We start from the raw sequence: 15,026 nt of genomic DNA, 5'->3' as shown, positions 1-15,026 counted from the left end.
GCGGGCCCCCCGCCCCCCCCGCGGGGGGGGGCGGGGGGGGGGGGGTGGGGGGGGGGGGGGGGGGGTGGGGGGGGGCCGGGCGCGCGCCGGGACGTCTCCTCGGACGCCGAACGTGTCGGGGGGTCGGAGAGCTGGGCGGAAGTGCGTTCGGCGCCCTGCGGGGATCGCCCCGGCACACTCCCGGCCCCGGTGGAACCGGCTGCCGGCAGGCCCAGGTAGCTCAGCAGGACGTCCCGCTGGGCCGCGACCAGCTCGCGGGTGCCGCGGAGGTACTCCAGGATCGTCTCCTCGGTACCTGCCGTCCGACTCGTGGTCATGCCCGTGCCTCCATTCGCGGTCGTGTGCGGATCCACGGCTCCAGCGGGCGCCGCCACGCGCTGCGCCGGACGCAGACCGCCGGGGACCGGGGCGCCGGACGCGGTGCGGACCAGGTGGCCGTCGACCAGCCAGCCCGGCCGGCGCGGGGCGTGTGCGGGGAGGCGGCTGGCGCGGCCGCGGAACAGGGCCTCCGGCGCCACCGGCACGCCGGCCGCCGTCAGTTCCGCCAGCGCCGTGACCAGCCGGACCAGGCCGTGCTCGCCGGGTACGTCCAGCGGGATCACCGTGTGCGGGCGGTCGGCCAGGATCCGGCCGACGAGGGCGGTGAGGACCCGGCCGGGGCCCGCCTCCACGAAGGTGCGGACGCCTGCCGCGTACATCGCCTCCACCTCGTCGACGAACCGGACCGGCTCCGCCACCTGGCGGCCCAGGAGGGTCCGGATCTCCTCGGGCGAGGTGGGGTACCGGTCGGCTGTGGTGTTCGACCAGACGGGGAGGGCCGGGGCGGTCATCGGGGTGTCCGCGAGGGCCGTGGCGAGGGCCTCCGACGCCTCCGCCACCACCTTGCTGTGGAAGGCGCAGGCCACCGGGAGGGGCTCGGCCGAGAGTCCCGCCCCGCGGAGTGCGGACACCGCCTCCTCGACGGAGGGCGTGGGGCCCGAGATGACGCACTGGCGGGGGGCGTTGTGGTTCGCGATGGTGCAGTCGGTGTGTGCGGCGACCTCGTCCGGCGTCGCCGACACCGCCGCCATCGCGCCCGGATCCGCGCCGGCGGCGTCGAGGATCGCCTCGGCGCGGTCGGCGCTCAGCCGCAGCAGGCTCCCGGTGTCGTAGACCCCGGCCGCCCACAGCGCGGTGAGCTCCCCGTACGAGTGCCCGGCCACGCAGTCCGGCCGTACGCCGAGCTCGCCGAGCAGCAGATGGGCCGCTGCCCCGGCCAGTCCCAGGGCGGGCTGGGCCACGCGGGTGTCGGTGACCGCCGTTCTCTGGGCCGCCCGCCCCTCGGCGGTGAACGCCGCAGGTGGGAACATCGCGGCCACGACCGGGGGCGGAGCCGAGTCCAGGAGGGCGCGCAGGGCGGGGAACGCCGTGAACAACTCGCCCAGGATGCGCGGGCGTTGGCTGTGCTGCCCGGGGAAGAGGAAGGCGGTCAGGCCGGCGTTCTCCCGGGTGATGTGGATGCCCGTGCCGTGGTTGAAGGTGCGGGCCTGTTCGAGGCGGGCCGTCAGTTCGTCGAGGTCGGCGGCCACGATCGCCACCTGGACCGGGCCGGAGCCGCCGGCGGTCTCCGCCGCGAGGTCGCGCAGCGGCCAGGGCCGTCCGGCCGTGTCGTTCTCCTCCAGGCGGGCCGCGAGCCGTGCCATCGCCCGGCCGGCCGCCTTCCGGTCCGTGCCGCGGAAGCAGAACAGCTCGGCGGGCCACTCCTCCAGGCCGTGCCGGGGCTCCTCGGCGCCGCCGTAACCGGCCAGCACCGCGTGGTAGTTGGTGCCGCCGAAGCCGAAGGCGCTCACCCCGGCGATCCGCCGCTCGACGGGCACGGCCCAGGGGCGGGCCTCGGTGTCGAAGGAGAAGGGGCTGGTCTCCGCCCGCCAGGCCGGGTTCGGGGTCTCGATGTGCAGCGTCGGCGGCCGTACGCCCGCGTGGACGGCCCGTGCGGCCTTGATGAGCCCGGCGAGCCCCGCGGCGCACTTGGTGTGGCCGAGCTGGGACTTCACGGAGCCCAGGGCGCAGGATCCGGCGGCGGCCCCGGACGCGGTGAACAGCTCGCTGAGCACGGACAGTTCGGTGCTGTCCCCGACCACCGTACCGGTGCCGTGCGCCTCGACCAGGCCCACCTCGGCCGGGGCGATCCCGGCCCGTGCGTAGGCCCGCTCCAGGGCCCGCCGCTGTCCTTCCGGGCGGGGTGCGGTCAGGCCGAGGGACCGGCCGTCGCTGGCCGAGCCCACCGCCTTGATCACCGCGTACACCCGGTCGCCGTCCCGCTCCGCGTCCGCGAGCCGCTTCAGGACGAGCGCCCCCACCCCCTCGCCGAGGGCGATCCCGTCGGCGGCCGCGTCGAACGGCCGGCAGCGGCCGCCCGGCGAGAGGGCGCGGACGGAGGCGAACATCAGGTAGTCGTTGATCCCGTTGTGCACGTCGGCGCCCCCGCACAGCACCATGTCGCTGTCGCCGTCGCGCAGTTGGCGGCAGGCCAGGTCCAGGGCGGCGAGGGAGGAGGCGCAGGCGGCGTCGACGGTGCAGTTCGCGCCGCCCAGATCCAGCCGGTTGGCGACCCGGCCCGCGATGACGTTGGCGAGGATCCCGGGGAAGGAGTCCTCCGTGAGCCTCGGCAGCTGTTCGTCCAGGGCGGGGGGCAGCTCGCCCAGGTAGGCGGGAAGGAGGGCGCGCAGCCCGTACGCGCCCGCCAGTTCGGTACCGGCCTCCGCGCCGAAGACCACCGAGGTCCGCGAGCGGTCGAAGGCGCGCTCCCGGCCGTATCCGGCGTCGCCGAGGGCCCGCGCCGAGATCTCCAGGGCCAGCAGCTGCACCGGCTCGATCCCGGCCAGGGAGGCGGGCGGGATGCCGTGCGCGAGGGCGTCGAAGGGCACCGGGCCGAGGAAGCCGCCCCAGCGGGACGGTGTGCGCTCCCCGGCCCGGGCCGGGTCGGCGTCGTAGTAGAGCTCCGGGTCCCAACGCTCCGCCGGTACTTCGGTCACGGCGTCCCTCCCGGCGAGGACCATCGCCCAGTAGGCGGCGAGGTCCGGCGCGCCGGGGTAGGCGCAGGCCATGCCGACGATGGCGATGTCGAGGGGGTCGGCCGCCTGGGGTGCCTCCTCGGCGAAGTCCCGGGCCCGGCGCTCCAGCAGCGCCGCGGCCCCCTCGGTGACCTGCGCGTGCAGTGCGGCGATCGTGGTGGTCGCGGTGCGCAGGGTCGCGGCCTGACCGAGCATGAACAGCCCCTCCGCGTACTGCTGTTCCTCGTCGACGGCCTCCAGTCGGTCCGCCGCGCGCCGCAGCCCCTTGCTGGCGATCCGCAGCCGCCCCAGGTTGAGCCGTTCCAGCTCCTCCCAGACCTCGCGCGCTTCCACGCCGCTCTCCGCGAGCCGTCGCCGGGTCGCCTCGAAGGTCTCGGCGTACGGAGTGTCCGCGCAGCGGGTCGCGTGCCCGGGCGCGGTGCGCAGCAGTACGGTGTCCGCGCACTCCACCGCCGCCCGCTGGAAGCCCGGCAGTACCGCCCCCGCCGCCACGGCCTCCTCGGTGAACAGGTAGGCGGTGCCCATCAGCACCCCGATCCTGGCGCCGCGCGCGGCCAGCGGGGCCGCGGCCGCCACCGCCATGGCGGCGGACCGTTCGTCGTGGATCCCGCCCGCGAACAGCAGGTCCAGGGCCTCCGGTTCGGGGCAGGACAGCAGCAGCTCGATCTGCTCCTCCCACAGCGGGAACGAGGCGCGCGGCCCGACGTGGCCCCCGCACTCCAGCCCATCGAAGACGAACCGCCGCGCCCCCTCGGCGAGGTACCGCTCCAGCAGGGCGGGCGAGGGCACGTGCAGGTGGGTGCGGATCCCGGCGGCCTCCAGCGGGGCCGCCTGCGCGGGGGTGCCCCCGGCGATGATCGCGTGCGGTGGGCGGGCCTCGGTCACGGCCGCCAGCTGGGCCCGCCGCAGCTCCGGCGGGGCGAAGCCGAGCAGGCCCACGCCCCAGGGGCGCTCGCCGAGCCGTTCGGCCGTGTCGGCGAGGAGCCGGCGTACGTCCGGGCCCTCCATCACGGCGAGCGCCAGGTACGGGACGCCGTCCGCGGCGGCCACCGCCTCGGCGAAGGCCGCCTGATCGCTCACCCGGGTCATGGGCCCCTGCGCGACGGCCGGCGGCCGGGTCCGGGCCGCGGCCGCCAGATGCCCGCCGATGGCCGCCCGTACGGCGAGGAGCACACCGCCGGTGGTTCGGTGCCGCTCGGCGAGCCGGGCCGCCGACGCGCCGTCCTGCCCGACCGGCAGCAGCCGGGTCCGCAGGTCCCGGGCGCCGAGCAGCAGGTGGGCCGGACCCTCGGGCGGGGTGAGGTCGGGGCGTGCGAACACCCGGTGCCCGTCGGCCAGCCGGGTCTCGGAGCCGTCCATCGCCCGCAGGGCGGCGGCCACCTCCGCCGGCAGCGCGGCCTCCCCCTCGACGGTCAGGGCCAGTTGTACGTCGAGCAGCACCCCGGCGGCCCCGCCCGCGACGGCCGCGGCGGCCGTGTGCGGCCCGATCCCGCCGCAGGCCCGTACGGGTACCCGGATCGCGGGGTCCCCGAGCAGCTGCTGGAGCAGGACGAAGGTGGTGGCCGCGCCGACCCGGCCGCCGCCCTCGTGGCCCTTGGCGACGAGCGAGTCCGCCCCCGCGGCCACGGCGGCCGTGGCCTCCGCCAGGCTGGTGACCTCGGCCCACACGCGGGGCCGGCCGGCCGCCGCCGTCCACGCGGCCACCCGCTCCGGGGTGTGCCACGCGGGGTCGGCGAGCAGCACGGTGTCGACGTCCGCCGGAAGTTCCTCCGGTCCGAGCGGGCAGCCCGCGGGCACCCGCACCCCGTACCTGCCGCTGCTGCCGAGCCGGCGGCCCGACTCCGCCAGTCCGCTCCGCGCGGCGTCCGCGTCCCGGCCGAGGTCGAGCAGTCCGAGGGCCCCGGCGCGTTCGGCGGCGGTCACGACGGCCGGGCAGGGCTCCTCGAAGGGACTGACCGCGACGACCAGATCGCGGGTGGCGGCGGACTGTGGGGAGTGGGGGGTCACGGGCGCTCCTCTTCCAGTGCTGTGTGACATGGCGGAGTCCAGGACGGCGGTGCGGCGGAAGGGCGGCAACGGCTGAGGGGAGAGCGGAGAGCGGAGAGCGGGGAACGCGACAGAGCGCGAGGAGGGGAGTGCGGCGGTCTCGCACGTCTGCCGGAGTGCGGCAGGCTTGAACAATGGTCAAACACCCTCATGCCGCGTTGCATCGTGCGGTGGTCTCCGCGCACTGTCAACAGCCATGCGGAGTACGGTGTTTCGCTCCGGCGGCGCCCGCGGACCACCCGGCGCGGCCCCCGCGCGGACCCGCGGACCGCCCCGGCCGAGCCGTGGCCTGCGGTGTTGCCGCGCCCGGCTCGGCCGCCCCCGCGGCGCGGTCCGGGCCACCGCGTCCCCCGGGGCATGCCGCACCGGCATGCCTAACCGCCGCCCGGGCATGAAGGCAAACCGGCCACCCCGGAGTTGTTCACCCGACGAGCCCTTACAGGTACAGCCCCGCGAGGTTACCGTCCGGTCATGACCCCCACGCTGGCGCAGCTCCGCTACCTCGTCGCCGTCGCCGACTGCCGGTCCATCACCGGCGCGGCCGCCTCGGTCTTCGTCGCCCAGTCCGCCCTGTCCCGGGCCGTCCAGGCCATGGAACGCGATCTGGGCGTCGAGCTCCTCGCCCGCCGGGGAAGGGGGGTGGACCTCACGCCGGAGGGGGCCCGGGTCGTCCGGCTGGCCCGCACCGTGCTCAACGCGGTGGAGGCCATCGACGACATCGGGACCCCCCACGGCAGGGACACCCGGGCCGTCCTGACCCTCGTCACCACCCCCACCCTCGCCCTCGACCTGGCCACCGACCTGGTCGGGGCCTTCACCGCGCGCCACCCGACGATCGACGTCCGGCTCCAGCAGCACGGCAGCAGGGAGGTCCTCGTCGAGGAACTGGCCCAGGGGCGCGCGGAGCTGGCCCTGGTGGACCTGCCCGTCGACAAGGAGCTCTCCACCCACTTCATCCAGGAGCGCGAGGTCGTGCTGATCTCCCCGCTCGGCTCCCGACTGCCCCACCCGATGCCGCTGCGCATGCTCGACGGGCTGCCGATGGTCCTGCCCACCCCGGGGACCGGCCGGCGTACCGAGATGGAGGCCATGTTCAGCTGTCTCGGGGTACGACCCGTCCCCTCCCTGGAGGTCGACGAACGCCTCGCCTGGGTGACCGGTGTGACGGACGGCCGCGGCTCCCTCATCTGGTACCGCGACGTGGTGCTGAGGGCGTTCGGGAGCCGGGCCGAGATCCGCTCCTTCACGCCGCCGCTGCTGCGCCCGGTGGGCATCGCCCACGCCCGTCGGCCGCTGAGCCGCGCGGCCCGCGCGTTCATAGCGCAGGCCGGACACAAGGGACCGGTACGGGAGCCGGTGCGCTGACGGTGTGCCGACGGTGCGCCGAGGGTGCGCCGACGGGACATGCCCCCTCGGCATTGAACGATGCTCGAACGGGAGGGGACCGGGCCTGGCACACCGGCTGATGTCCCCTCACATTGTGCGCATGTCCCGACTCCTGACATCCCCACGGGCCGCCGCCCTCGCGACCGCGGCCCTCGCCACGATCCTGCCCGCGGTCGCCTGGACGGCCAGCGCCACCGCCTCCCCGGCCCCCTCCGCCACACCGGCCGTGTCCGGCACCGGAACACTGGCGCCGGAGAAGAAGTGCACCCTCCCCGGCGGCCTGGCCGAGTTCAGCGGTCTCGCCATGAGCCGCAAACACCCCGGCGTGTTCTACGCCGTCAACGACAGCGGGAACACCAACCAGGTCTTCGCCGTCGACTGCAACGGCGCCACCGGCCGGCTGCTGGCCACCTTCACCCTCTCCGGCGTCGGCAACACCGACTGGGAGGCCCTCGCCCTCGGGAAGGACGCCTCGGGCGGCCCGGCGATCCTGGTCGGGGACATCGGCGACAACTTCGGCGGCCGCGCGGAGATCACCGTGCACGCTTTCGCGGAGCCCGACCAGCTGGGGAACGCCACGGTCACCCCGGTGACGTACCGCTTCTCCTACGCCGACGGCAGGCACGACGCGGAGTCCCTGCTCGCCGACCCGGTGAGCGGGCGGCTCTACGTCGCGAGCAAGGTCATCGGAGCGGCCGGCCAGCTGTACCAGGCCCCGCTGCCGCCCGTGACCGGGCAGGTCAACACCCTCACGGCGGTCCGGCCCGGCCCGGTGTTCGCCACCGACGGCGCGTTCTCCCCGTCGGGCGCCTCGTACGCCCTGCGCAGCGGCGGGCCGCTGGGCGCCAACACGGCCTCCGTGTACGACACCGCGGGGGTCAAGCTCGCGGACGTCGCGCTCCCGGCCCAGTCGCAGGGCGAGACCGTGACGTACGCCGACTGCACCAGCCTGCTCGTCGGGTCGGAGAACGACACCCAGGTCTGGCGGGTCCCGCTGCCGCCGGAGGCCACCCCGGGCTGCGGCGCCACTCCGACCCCGACGCCCACTCCGACCCCGACCCCCACTCCCACCCCGACCCCCACTCCCACCCCGACCCCGACGCCCACCCCCGGTGACCTGAGGCTCACCAACCCCGGTCCGCAGACGTGCAAGTTCAACCAGTCCTGCACCATCCAGCTCACCGCCACCGGCGGAAAGCCCCCCGTCCGGTACGCCGCCACCGGCCTGCCCTGGGGTCTGACCCTCGACGCCGCCTCCGGTCGGATCACCGGCAAGCCCTGGGGCAGCGGCACGGTCCAGGTCACCGCCACCGCGACCGACTCCACCGGAGCCACCGCCGGCACCGCCTTCGCCCTCGGCCTCACCTGGTTCTGAGACGCGACGAGGACGGTCTTGTCCAACCCGCCCCCGAGGCGGCACTGTTGACCGAGTTCCATTCATCAGGTCAGGAGAGCCGGCTTGTCGTCCCCGATTTCACCCGCCCCGTCCACCCCGGACGCCCCGGACGCCCCGCACGTCATCGACCCCGCCGGGGGCTGCCCGCACGCCCTCAACGCCCGGCTGCGCGCCGCGCACGGCCCGGTGGCGCAGGTCGTGCTCCCCGGCGGGGTGCCCGGAGCGGTCGTCCTGGGCCACGACGCTCTGAAGGAGTTCCTCGGCCACCCCGAGGTGGCCAAGGACGCCCGGCACTTCCCGGCCCTGCACGACGGCACCATCCCCCGCGACTGGCCGCTGCGGGCCTTCGCCAACGCCCAGGGCATGCACACCGCCGACGACGCGGACCACCGCCGCCTCCGCGCCCTCGTCGGCAGGGCCTTCACGGCCCGCCAGGTGGAAAGGCTGCGCCCGCGCGTCGAGGAGCTGACCGCGGAGCTCCTCGACGACCTGGCCCGGGCCGCGGCCGAGGCCCCCGACGGGGTCGCCGACCTGCGCGAGCACTTCGCGCTGCCGCTCCCGATGAGCGTCATCTGCGAGCTGCTCGGGGTGGACCCCGAGCACCGGGGACGGCTGCACCACCTGTCCAACAAGGTGATCATCGCCACCGACACCACCCCCGCCGAGGCGATGGCCGCCGTACGGGAGCTGGTCGAGCTGATGGGCACGATCGCCGCCACCCGCCGGGAGGCCCCGGGCGAGGACCTCACCAGCGCCCTGATCGCCGCCCGCGAGGACGACGGCGACCAGCTCAGCGAGGCCGAACTCACCGGCACCATGCGGCTGATGCTCGTCGCGGGCCACGAGACCACCCTCAACCTCATCAGCAACGCCGTCCGGGCCCTGTGCACCCACCGCGACCAGCTCGCCCTCGTCCTGGAGGGGAAGGCGACCTGGTCGGACGTGGTGGACGAGACCCTGCGCTGGGACGGACCGGTCAGCTGGTTCCCCTTCCGCTACCCCACGCGCGACCTGACCCTGGACGGCACCGTCATCCCGCAGGGCACCCCCGTGCTCGCCGGTTACACCGCCGCCGGCCGTGACGAGGCCTTCCACGGCCCGGACGCCGACCGCTTCGACCTCACCCGCCCCACCGCCGCCCGCAGCCTCTCCTTCGGGCACGGCGCGCACTACTGCGTGGGCGCCCCGCTCGCCCGCCTGGAGGCCACGACCGCCCTGGAGCGCCTCTTCACCCGCTTCCCCGACCTCGACCTCGCCACCCCCGAGGCGCAACTCCCGCACCAGCGCAGCTTCATCGGCAACAGCGTCGAGTCGCTGCCGGTGCGCCTGACCCGGAACTGAGACGTCCGCCGCCCGCCGGGACCGCTCCCGACGGGCGGCGCACCGTCACCCCAGCGTGAGGGGCCGCTCCGGGGCCAGGTGACCGGCGATCGCCTGCAAGACGAGGGAGCTGGCGTTCTGGACGGTGCTGCCGAGACCCTGCGTCGCCACCGTCGCGATGGCGATCTTCTTGGACGGGAGATAGGCGACGGTGCCCGCGTAGCCGGCGAAGGACGGGTTCTGGACGATCCAGGTGTTCTGCACGGGCAGGCCGAGCGCGTACCAGGTGTCCCCCTTGACCCTGACGACGCCGGTGAGCTGGGCCTTGTGCGACTCGGGCGTCAGCAGTCTTCCCTCACCGATCGCGGCGAAGGACTTCGCCGCGTCCTCCAGCGTGCCCGTCATGACCGATCCCGGCGCCAGCGTCCACGAGGGGTTCCAGTAGGTGGCGTCCTCGAACACGCCCCGTTCGTTGTCGTAGGAGTGCAGCACCGGCTCGGGGATGTCCGCCTTGGAGGAGATGGCCGTGTGGCTCAGGCCGAGCGGCTTGAGGACGTCCTGGACCATCACCTCTTCGAGGGGCTTGCGCCTCACCTTCGCGATGATGTCGCCCAGGATGACCCAGTTGGCGTGCGAGTAGGCGAAACCCGAACCGGGGGCCAGCACCAGGGGCTTGGAGACGGAGATCCGCACGCGCTCCTCCGCCGTCCAGGTCCGGAAGGGGTTCTTGTAGAGCGCGTCGACGAAGCCCTTGTCCGTGACGTAGTCCGCGTACCCGGAGGAGGTCGACGCCAGCATCTTCAGCGTGATCTCGTCCGCGTGCGGAAGGTCCGGGCGCCACCGGGAGATCTTGTCGTCGAGCGCGACCTCGCCCTCGTCGACGAGTTTGAGCAGCGCGGTCGTCAGATAGGGGATCGCGACCGCCCCGATGCGAAAGCGCATGTCCGGCGTCGCGGGGAAGCCCGTCATCGTCTCCCCGGCCGCGGACGTCGCCACGCGTTCCCCGTCGACCCACACCTCGGCCATCGCCGCCGTCAGCTTGTACTTCGCGAGGGCCTCGGTGACCTGCCGCGCGGTGAAGTCCTCCTTATCGCCCGGCAGGCACGTGCCGCCCCGCGAGACCTGGCCGGCCGCGCAGTCCTGCGCGGCGCTCTCGGCGCGGCTCAGGGTGCACCCGCCCGCCAGCGAGGCGCCCAGCAGCAGGTGCAGACAGGTGAGGGCCAGGATCCTGGAACGGCGCACGGTGGTGCCTCCCTGCGGGTCGAAGGCGAAGGTCCCCCACCTCGCGGTTGCAGGCCTCGACACGCACGCTAACCGGGGGTCCCGCCCGGTGCACTCCGGAGGCACCGCGCGGGTGACGCGGCCGGCTCCGTCGACGGCGCGCGCCGCGCAGCACCCGCCGGTGCAGATGCCCGTCAGCCCCCGACCGCTCGGGGCGGGCAGCGTACGGGAGGGCCCGTCCGGGCGTCAGCCGAGGGCCTTCACCTGCACCTCCACCGCGTGCCATCCGGTCGCCCCGTCCGGCACGGTCCCGGCGCGCTCCCCCGTCTGGACCGCACCCGTCCCGTCCGTCGCACGGACCTCCAGCCTGTGCCGCCCGGGCGTCGCCTCCCACGGCCACACCCACTGCCGCCAGGTGTCCGCCCCGTCCGCGGCCCCGAGCCGCGCCCGCTGCCAGGGGCCGCCGTCCACCCGTACCTCGACCCCCTCGATCCCGCGGTGCTGCGCCCACGCCACCCCGGCGACCGCCACCCGGCCCGGCGCCAGGTCGGCGTACGGGCGCGGGGTGTCGATCCGCGACTGCGTCTTGACCGGGGCCTGCTGCGCCCAGGACCGCCGCACCCAGTACGCGTCGTACGCGCCGAAGGTGGTCAGCCGCAGCTCGGTCAGCCATTTGCACGCGGAGACGTACCCGTACAGGCCCGGTACGACCATCCGGACCGGGAAGCCGTGCGCGAAGGGCAGCGGCTCGCCGTTCATGCCGACGGCCAGCAGCGCCTCCCGGCCGTCCATGACCGCCTCGACGGGCGTGCCGATCGTCATGCCGTCCACCGAACGCGACACCAGCTGGTCGGCCGGCCCGCCCCGGGACGGCGGGCGCACCCCGGCCTCGCGGAGCAGGTCGGCGAGGCGTACGCCGAGCCAGCGGGCGTTGCCCGCGTACGGGCCCCCGACCTCGTTCGACACGCAGGTGAGGGTGATGTCGTGCTCGACCAGGGGCCGGCTGAGCAGCTCCCGCAGATCGAGGGTGAGGGGCCGCGTGACGCCCTCGCCGTGGATGCGCAGCCGCCAGGTGTCCGCGTCCACGCGGGGGACGACCAGCGCGGTGTCCACCCGGTAGAAGTCGCGGTCGGGGGTGAGGAAGGGCGACAGCCCCGGCACCCGCAGGTCCGCGCCCGTGGGCACCGGCGGTGCGGGCACGGTGGGCGGCGGGAGGACGAAGCGGGCCCGGGAGGCGGTGGCGCCGGCCGAGCCGTGGGCGCTCAGGCGCCGCCCGGCGTAGCCGGCCACGACCGAGGCCGTCAGGACGCCGGTGACCAGCCGGCCGAAGCCGCGCCGGTCCATGGCCCGGCTCCCGCCGGGTGGCGCGCCCGCCGGCCGGGGCCGCGTCGCCGCCGCGACCAGCAGGTACAGCACCCCGGCCGCGGTCAGCCCGCCCAGCAGCGAGGGCAGCGCGTCCCGCCAGGAGGCCTCCGGACGGCTGAGCGCGGCCGCCGCCCCGAGCAGCCCGAACCCGCCGGCGACCGCGATCCCGGCGGGCAGGTGGCATACGGACAGCAGCCCGGCCAGGGCCGCGACCACGGTCAGGACGGCGACGATGCCCAGCGTCAGCACCAGCTTGTCCGCGGTGCCGAACAGCCTGATGGCCCACTCCCGGACGGCCACCGGGGTCAGGTCGACGGCCGCCCCGCCGACGGCGGTCACCGGCGAGGACTCGGGCCGCACGGCGGCCGCGGCCAGCTGCGCGAACGCCAGCCCGCCGACGGCCGCGACGATCCCGCTGACGGCGCCCATCACGCGCCGCGGCCACACGGACCGGTTGGGGTCTGCCTCCACACCGCAAGTGTGCACCGGCCCCCGGGGCGGCGCGGCGCCGCCACGGGGGAGTGCCGCCGGTCAGTGCACGGGCGCCGGCGGCACCCAGCGCCCGGTGCGCGGCGCCTTCACCCCGTACTCGCTCTTCAGCTCCGCGGGGATGGCATGGTGCATGACCCTGCCCCGGGTCAGGGAGGCCAGCTCGAAGCCGGAGAGCAGCGAGCCCGCCTTGTCGAGCGCCCACTCCGCGTACGGGCTGCTGTCCTCGATCGTCTCCAGCAGCCCGAGGAACACCGGCACCGCCTTCGCGGCCGTGTCCCAGGCGGTGCGCGGGATCTCCAGCCAGTCGCCGATGGTGTCGCCGACGAGGAACCGGACGGTGGCGGGCACCATCGGGTCGAAGAGGGTGCCCGGGACCACGTCCTCGTACATGCGCATCAGCTGGGCGTTGAGGCGGACCCCCTCGGGGGAGGGGCCGAGGTTGCGCAGGAGGTAGAGGTCGCAGTAGTCGCGGGCCTCGGTGAGGTTCTGCGGCACCGCCGACATGTCGCAGCCGAGCATGGCGCCCACGACCCGCCAGGCGTAGAAGTAGGCCTCGGCGCCGTCCTCGCTCATGTGGATGCCGAGCCGGTGCATCGCGTCGAGGACCAGCAGCGAGAAGCAGATCTGCCCCCCGATCATGTCCTCCTGGCAGATGGGCACTCCGTCCTTCTCGACGTCCCAGTGGCCGCCGTGCCGCAGGTGGTGGCGGACCGCCGCGTGCAGCAGGCGCACCTTCTGTGCGGCGGGGATGAACTTGCTGCCCTCCGCGAACGCGTTCGTCTGCATGAGGTAGGTGACGAACTGCCCGGTGTTGGCCATCCGCCGCGAGGGGTACGCCATGGAGTGCGTCGAGGCCAGCAGCCGGGAGAGCCGGGGGACGGCGTAGGTCGCGGGCATGGCCGCGAAGGAGAGGCCGGTGTTGATGTGGGCCGCGTTGTCCATGAAGAACAGCCTGGCCTGCTCCATCACGTCCCAGTCCACCCAGCTCGGCGGCATCGCGGTGGCCTCGAAGTAGGCGCGCGCGGAGGCCGGGAGCTGCTCGGGGAGCGTGTCGCCGGCGGTGGTGAAGAACCGCATGAGGGTGTTGAGGTCGCCGACCTCCTTGCGGCGGAACATCTCGGCGACGGTCTCGTCGGCGAGCGGATCGCCCTGCGTGCTCAGGGCGTCGAGTGCGGCGTGGTCGTAACGGGGGCGCGCCGGGGCGGCCTTGGGTGCGTCGGTCTTCACGTCGGTCGTCCTTGTCGTCTCTTCGGGTACGGGAGCCGTCGTCGGCCGGCCCGGGCCGGCGTCGCGGGAGAAGGGCGCGGTAGGGAGGGCGCGGCGGGGAGGGCGGCCCCGCCGCTACAGGGAGCGGTCGGCGGCGGTCGCGGCCAGCCCCCGCAGGGCAGCCCGGGCCTCCGCGGGCATCGCGGCGAGGTCCAGCGCGGCCTCGGCCCGGCCGATGCGCTCGCGGATCATGTCCTCGACCTGCCGCTGGGCCCCGCACCGCTCCATCAGCGCGCGCACCGACGAGGCCTCTTCCTCGCCCAGCTCCGGGTTGCCGACCAGTTTCGCGAGCAGCCGGCGGTCGTCGGGGCCGGCCGCGGCCACGGTCAGCGCGAGCAACGCCGTCGGCTTCCCGTCCCGCAGGTCGTCCAGGTTCGACTTGCCGGTCCGTGCGGGGTCGCCGAAGGTCCCCAGCAGGTCGTCGCGCAGCTGGAAGGCCTCGCCGAGCGGGAGGCCGTAGCCGGAGAAGGCGTCCAGCAGGGCGCGGGAACCGCCGCCGAGGGTGGCTCCGAGGTGCAGCGGCCGTTCCACCGTGTACTTGGCCGTCTTGAAGCGGGCGACCTCCAGCGACTCCGCGACCAGGGGTTCGCGGTCCGGTGACGCGTCGGTGCGCAGCACCTCCAGGAACTCGCCCGCCATCGTCTCGCGGAGCAGGGTGGACCAGAGCGGGACGGTCCGGGCCAGGTAGGCGCCGGGCAGCCCGCAGGAGGTGAAGACGTGCCCGGCGTACCCCATCAGCAGGTCGCCGAGGATCATCGCGAGGGCGGTGGAGCGCTGCCCGTTCGCCGCGAAGGCGGCGTGCGCGGTGAGCTGGCCGTGCCGCATCCGGCTGTCGTCGATGATGTCGTCGTGCGTGCAGGCCGCCGCGTGGACGAGCTCCATCGCGGCCGCGGCCCGGATCGCCCCTTCGCAGTCCGGCTGGCCCGCCGCCCGCCACCCCCAGTACAGGAAAGCGGCCCGGAGCCGCTTGCCGCGCGCCAGCGACCGGCGTAACTGCTCGCAGAGCGGACTGAGTTCGGCGTGCAGGCCGAGCAGGGCCAGCTCCTCCTCGTCGGCCAGCCGGACCAGCACCTCGTCGATGCGTTCCTTGAAGCCGGTGTGGTCATGCACAGGGGCGGCCCTCGGACGTGATCCGCTCCGAGGCACGCCGGGCCATGGTCTCCAGGTAGTTCTCGTGGCCCATGCCCGCCCGGCGGGTGGCCAGTTCGCCGCGCTTGCGCAGCTCCACCACTCCGTCGGTGAGCAGTTCGGGCAGGTCGTGGCGGCGCATCGCGTCCTGCGCGCGGTCGACGGTCTGCCGCAGCTGGTCCAGGGCCAGGTCGGCCACCCCGGCGGCGAGCAGCGTCAGCAGCTCCAGGGAGGCGGCGGCGGAGCCGGCGCCCGCGGCCCGCTCCTGCTTCTGCCGCTCCTGTCCCTGCGAGTGCGGGGGCTGGTCGTGTTCGGTCTGGGACATGCTCGGGTGCACTCCTGGTCGTGTCGCG

At 75.0% G+C, this 15,026-nt stretch carries 9 protein-coding genes; 3 read left to right on the top strand and 6 right to left on the bottom strand.

What is annotated here, in order from left to right; all coding sequences use genetic code 11:
- Nucleotides 1–5,060 (bottom strand): beta-ketoacyl synthase N-terminal-like domain-containing protein (locus ACFYP3_RS19880; protein ID WP_388834011.1); only part of this gene is annotated, 5,060 nt, incomplete at its 3' end.
- 510 nt (nucleotides 5,061–5,570) lie between these two features.
- On the opposite strand from ACFYP3_RS19880, the gene ACFYP3_RS19875 reads away from it, so the two are divergent.
- The 3 genes from ACFYP3_RS19875 to ACFYP3_RS19865 all read left to right on the top strand — a co-directional run bounded on the left by ACFYP3_RS19875 (nucleotide 5,571) and on the right by ACFYP3_RS19865 (nucleotide 9,222).
- Nucleotides 5,571–6,464, top strand: a complete 894-nt coding sequence (locus ACFYP3_RS19875; RefSeq protein ID WP_388834008.1) for a LysR family transcriptional regulator — start codon at nucleotides 5,571–5,573, stop codon at nucleotides 6,462–6,464.
- 121 nt (nucleotides 6,465–6,585) lie between these two features.
- Entirely contained in the window at nucleotides 6,586–7,860 is a 1,275-nt protein-coding gene (locus ACFYP3_RS19870) for a putative Ig domain-containing protein (RefSeq protein WP_388834006.1), read from the top strand.
- An 84-nt stretch (nucleotides 7,861–7,944) separates the two neighbouring features.
- Entirely contained in the window at nucleotides 7,945–9,222 is a 1,278-nt protein-coding gene (locus ACFYP3_RS19865) for a cytochrome P450 (protein ID WP_388834004.1), read from the top strand.
- 45 nt (nucleotides 9,223–9,267) lie between these two features.
- Here the strand turns inward: ACFYP3_RS19865 and ACFYP3_RS19860 are convergent, their stop codons facing one another.
- The 5 genes from ACFYP3_RS19860 to ACFYP3_RS19840 all read right to left on the bottom strand — a co-directional run bounded on the left by ACFYP3_RS19860 (nucleotide 9,268) and on the right by ACFYP3_RS19840 (nucleotide 14,998).
- The gene (locus tag ACFYP3_RS19860) at nucleotides 9,268–10,443 is read right to left on the bottom strand and encodes a serine hydrolase domain-containing protein (RefSeq protein ID WP_388834001.1); all 1,176 of its coding nucleotides are present in this window, start codon (nucleotides 10,441–10,443) and stop codon (nucleotides 9,268–9,270) included.
- Between the two features lie 225 nt (nucleotides 10,444–10,668).
- Nucleotides 10,669–12,216 carry a molybdopterin-dependent oxidoreductase gene (locus ACFYP3_RS19855; RefSeq protein WP_388834126.1) on the bottom strand — a complete coding sequence of 516 codons (1,548 nt, stop codon included), beginning with the start codon at nucleotides 12,214–12,216 and terminating at the stop codon, nucleotides 10,669–10,671.
- A gap of 102 nt (nucleotides 12,217–12,318) precedes the next feature.
- On the bottom strand, nucleotides 12,319–13,506 hold the full coding sequence (locus tag ACFYP3_RS19850; RefSeq protein WP_388833998.1) for an oxygenase MpaB family protein: 1,188 nt from the start codon (nucleotides 13,504–13,506) through the stop codon (nucleotides 12,319–12,321).
- 114 nt (nucleotides 13,507–13,620) lie between these two features.
- Nucleotides 13,621–14,655, bottom strand: coding sequence for a polyprenyl synthetase family protein (locus tag ACFYP3_RS19845; RefSeq protein WP_388833995.1), 1,035 nt, complete (start codon nucleotides 14,653–14,655; stop codon nucleotides 13,621–13,623).
- Complete coding sequence (locus ACFYP3_RS19840; RefSeq protein WP_388833992.1) at nucleotides 14,648–14,998, bottom strand: hypothetical protein; 351 nt, start codon at nucleotides 14,996–14,998, stop codon at nucleotides 14,648–14,650. The genes ACFYP3_RS19845 and ACFYP3_RS19840 overlap by 8 nt, the downstream gene beginning before the upstream one ends.
- Nucleotides 14,999–15,026 lie beyond the last annotated feature (28 nt).

It is taken from the genome of Streptomyces sp. NPDC005533 (assembly GCF_042871845.1).
Classification (GTDB): domain Bacteria; phylum Actinomycetota; class Actinomycetes; order Streptomycetales; family Streptomycetaceae; genus Streptomyces.
Note: the sequence above shows the minus strand (reverse complement) of the source record. Positions and strands in the feature narration are given on the sequence as shown.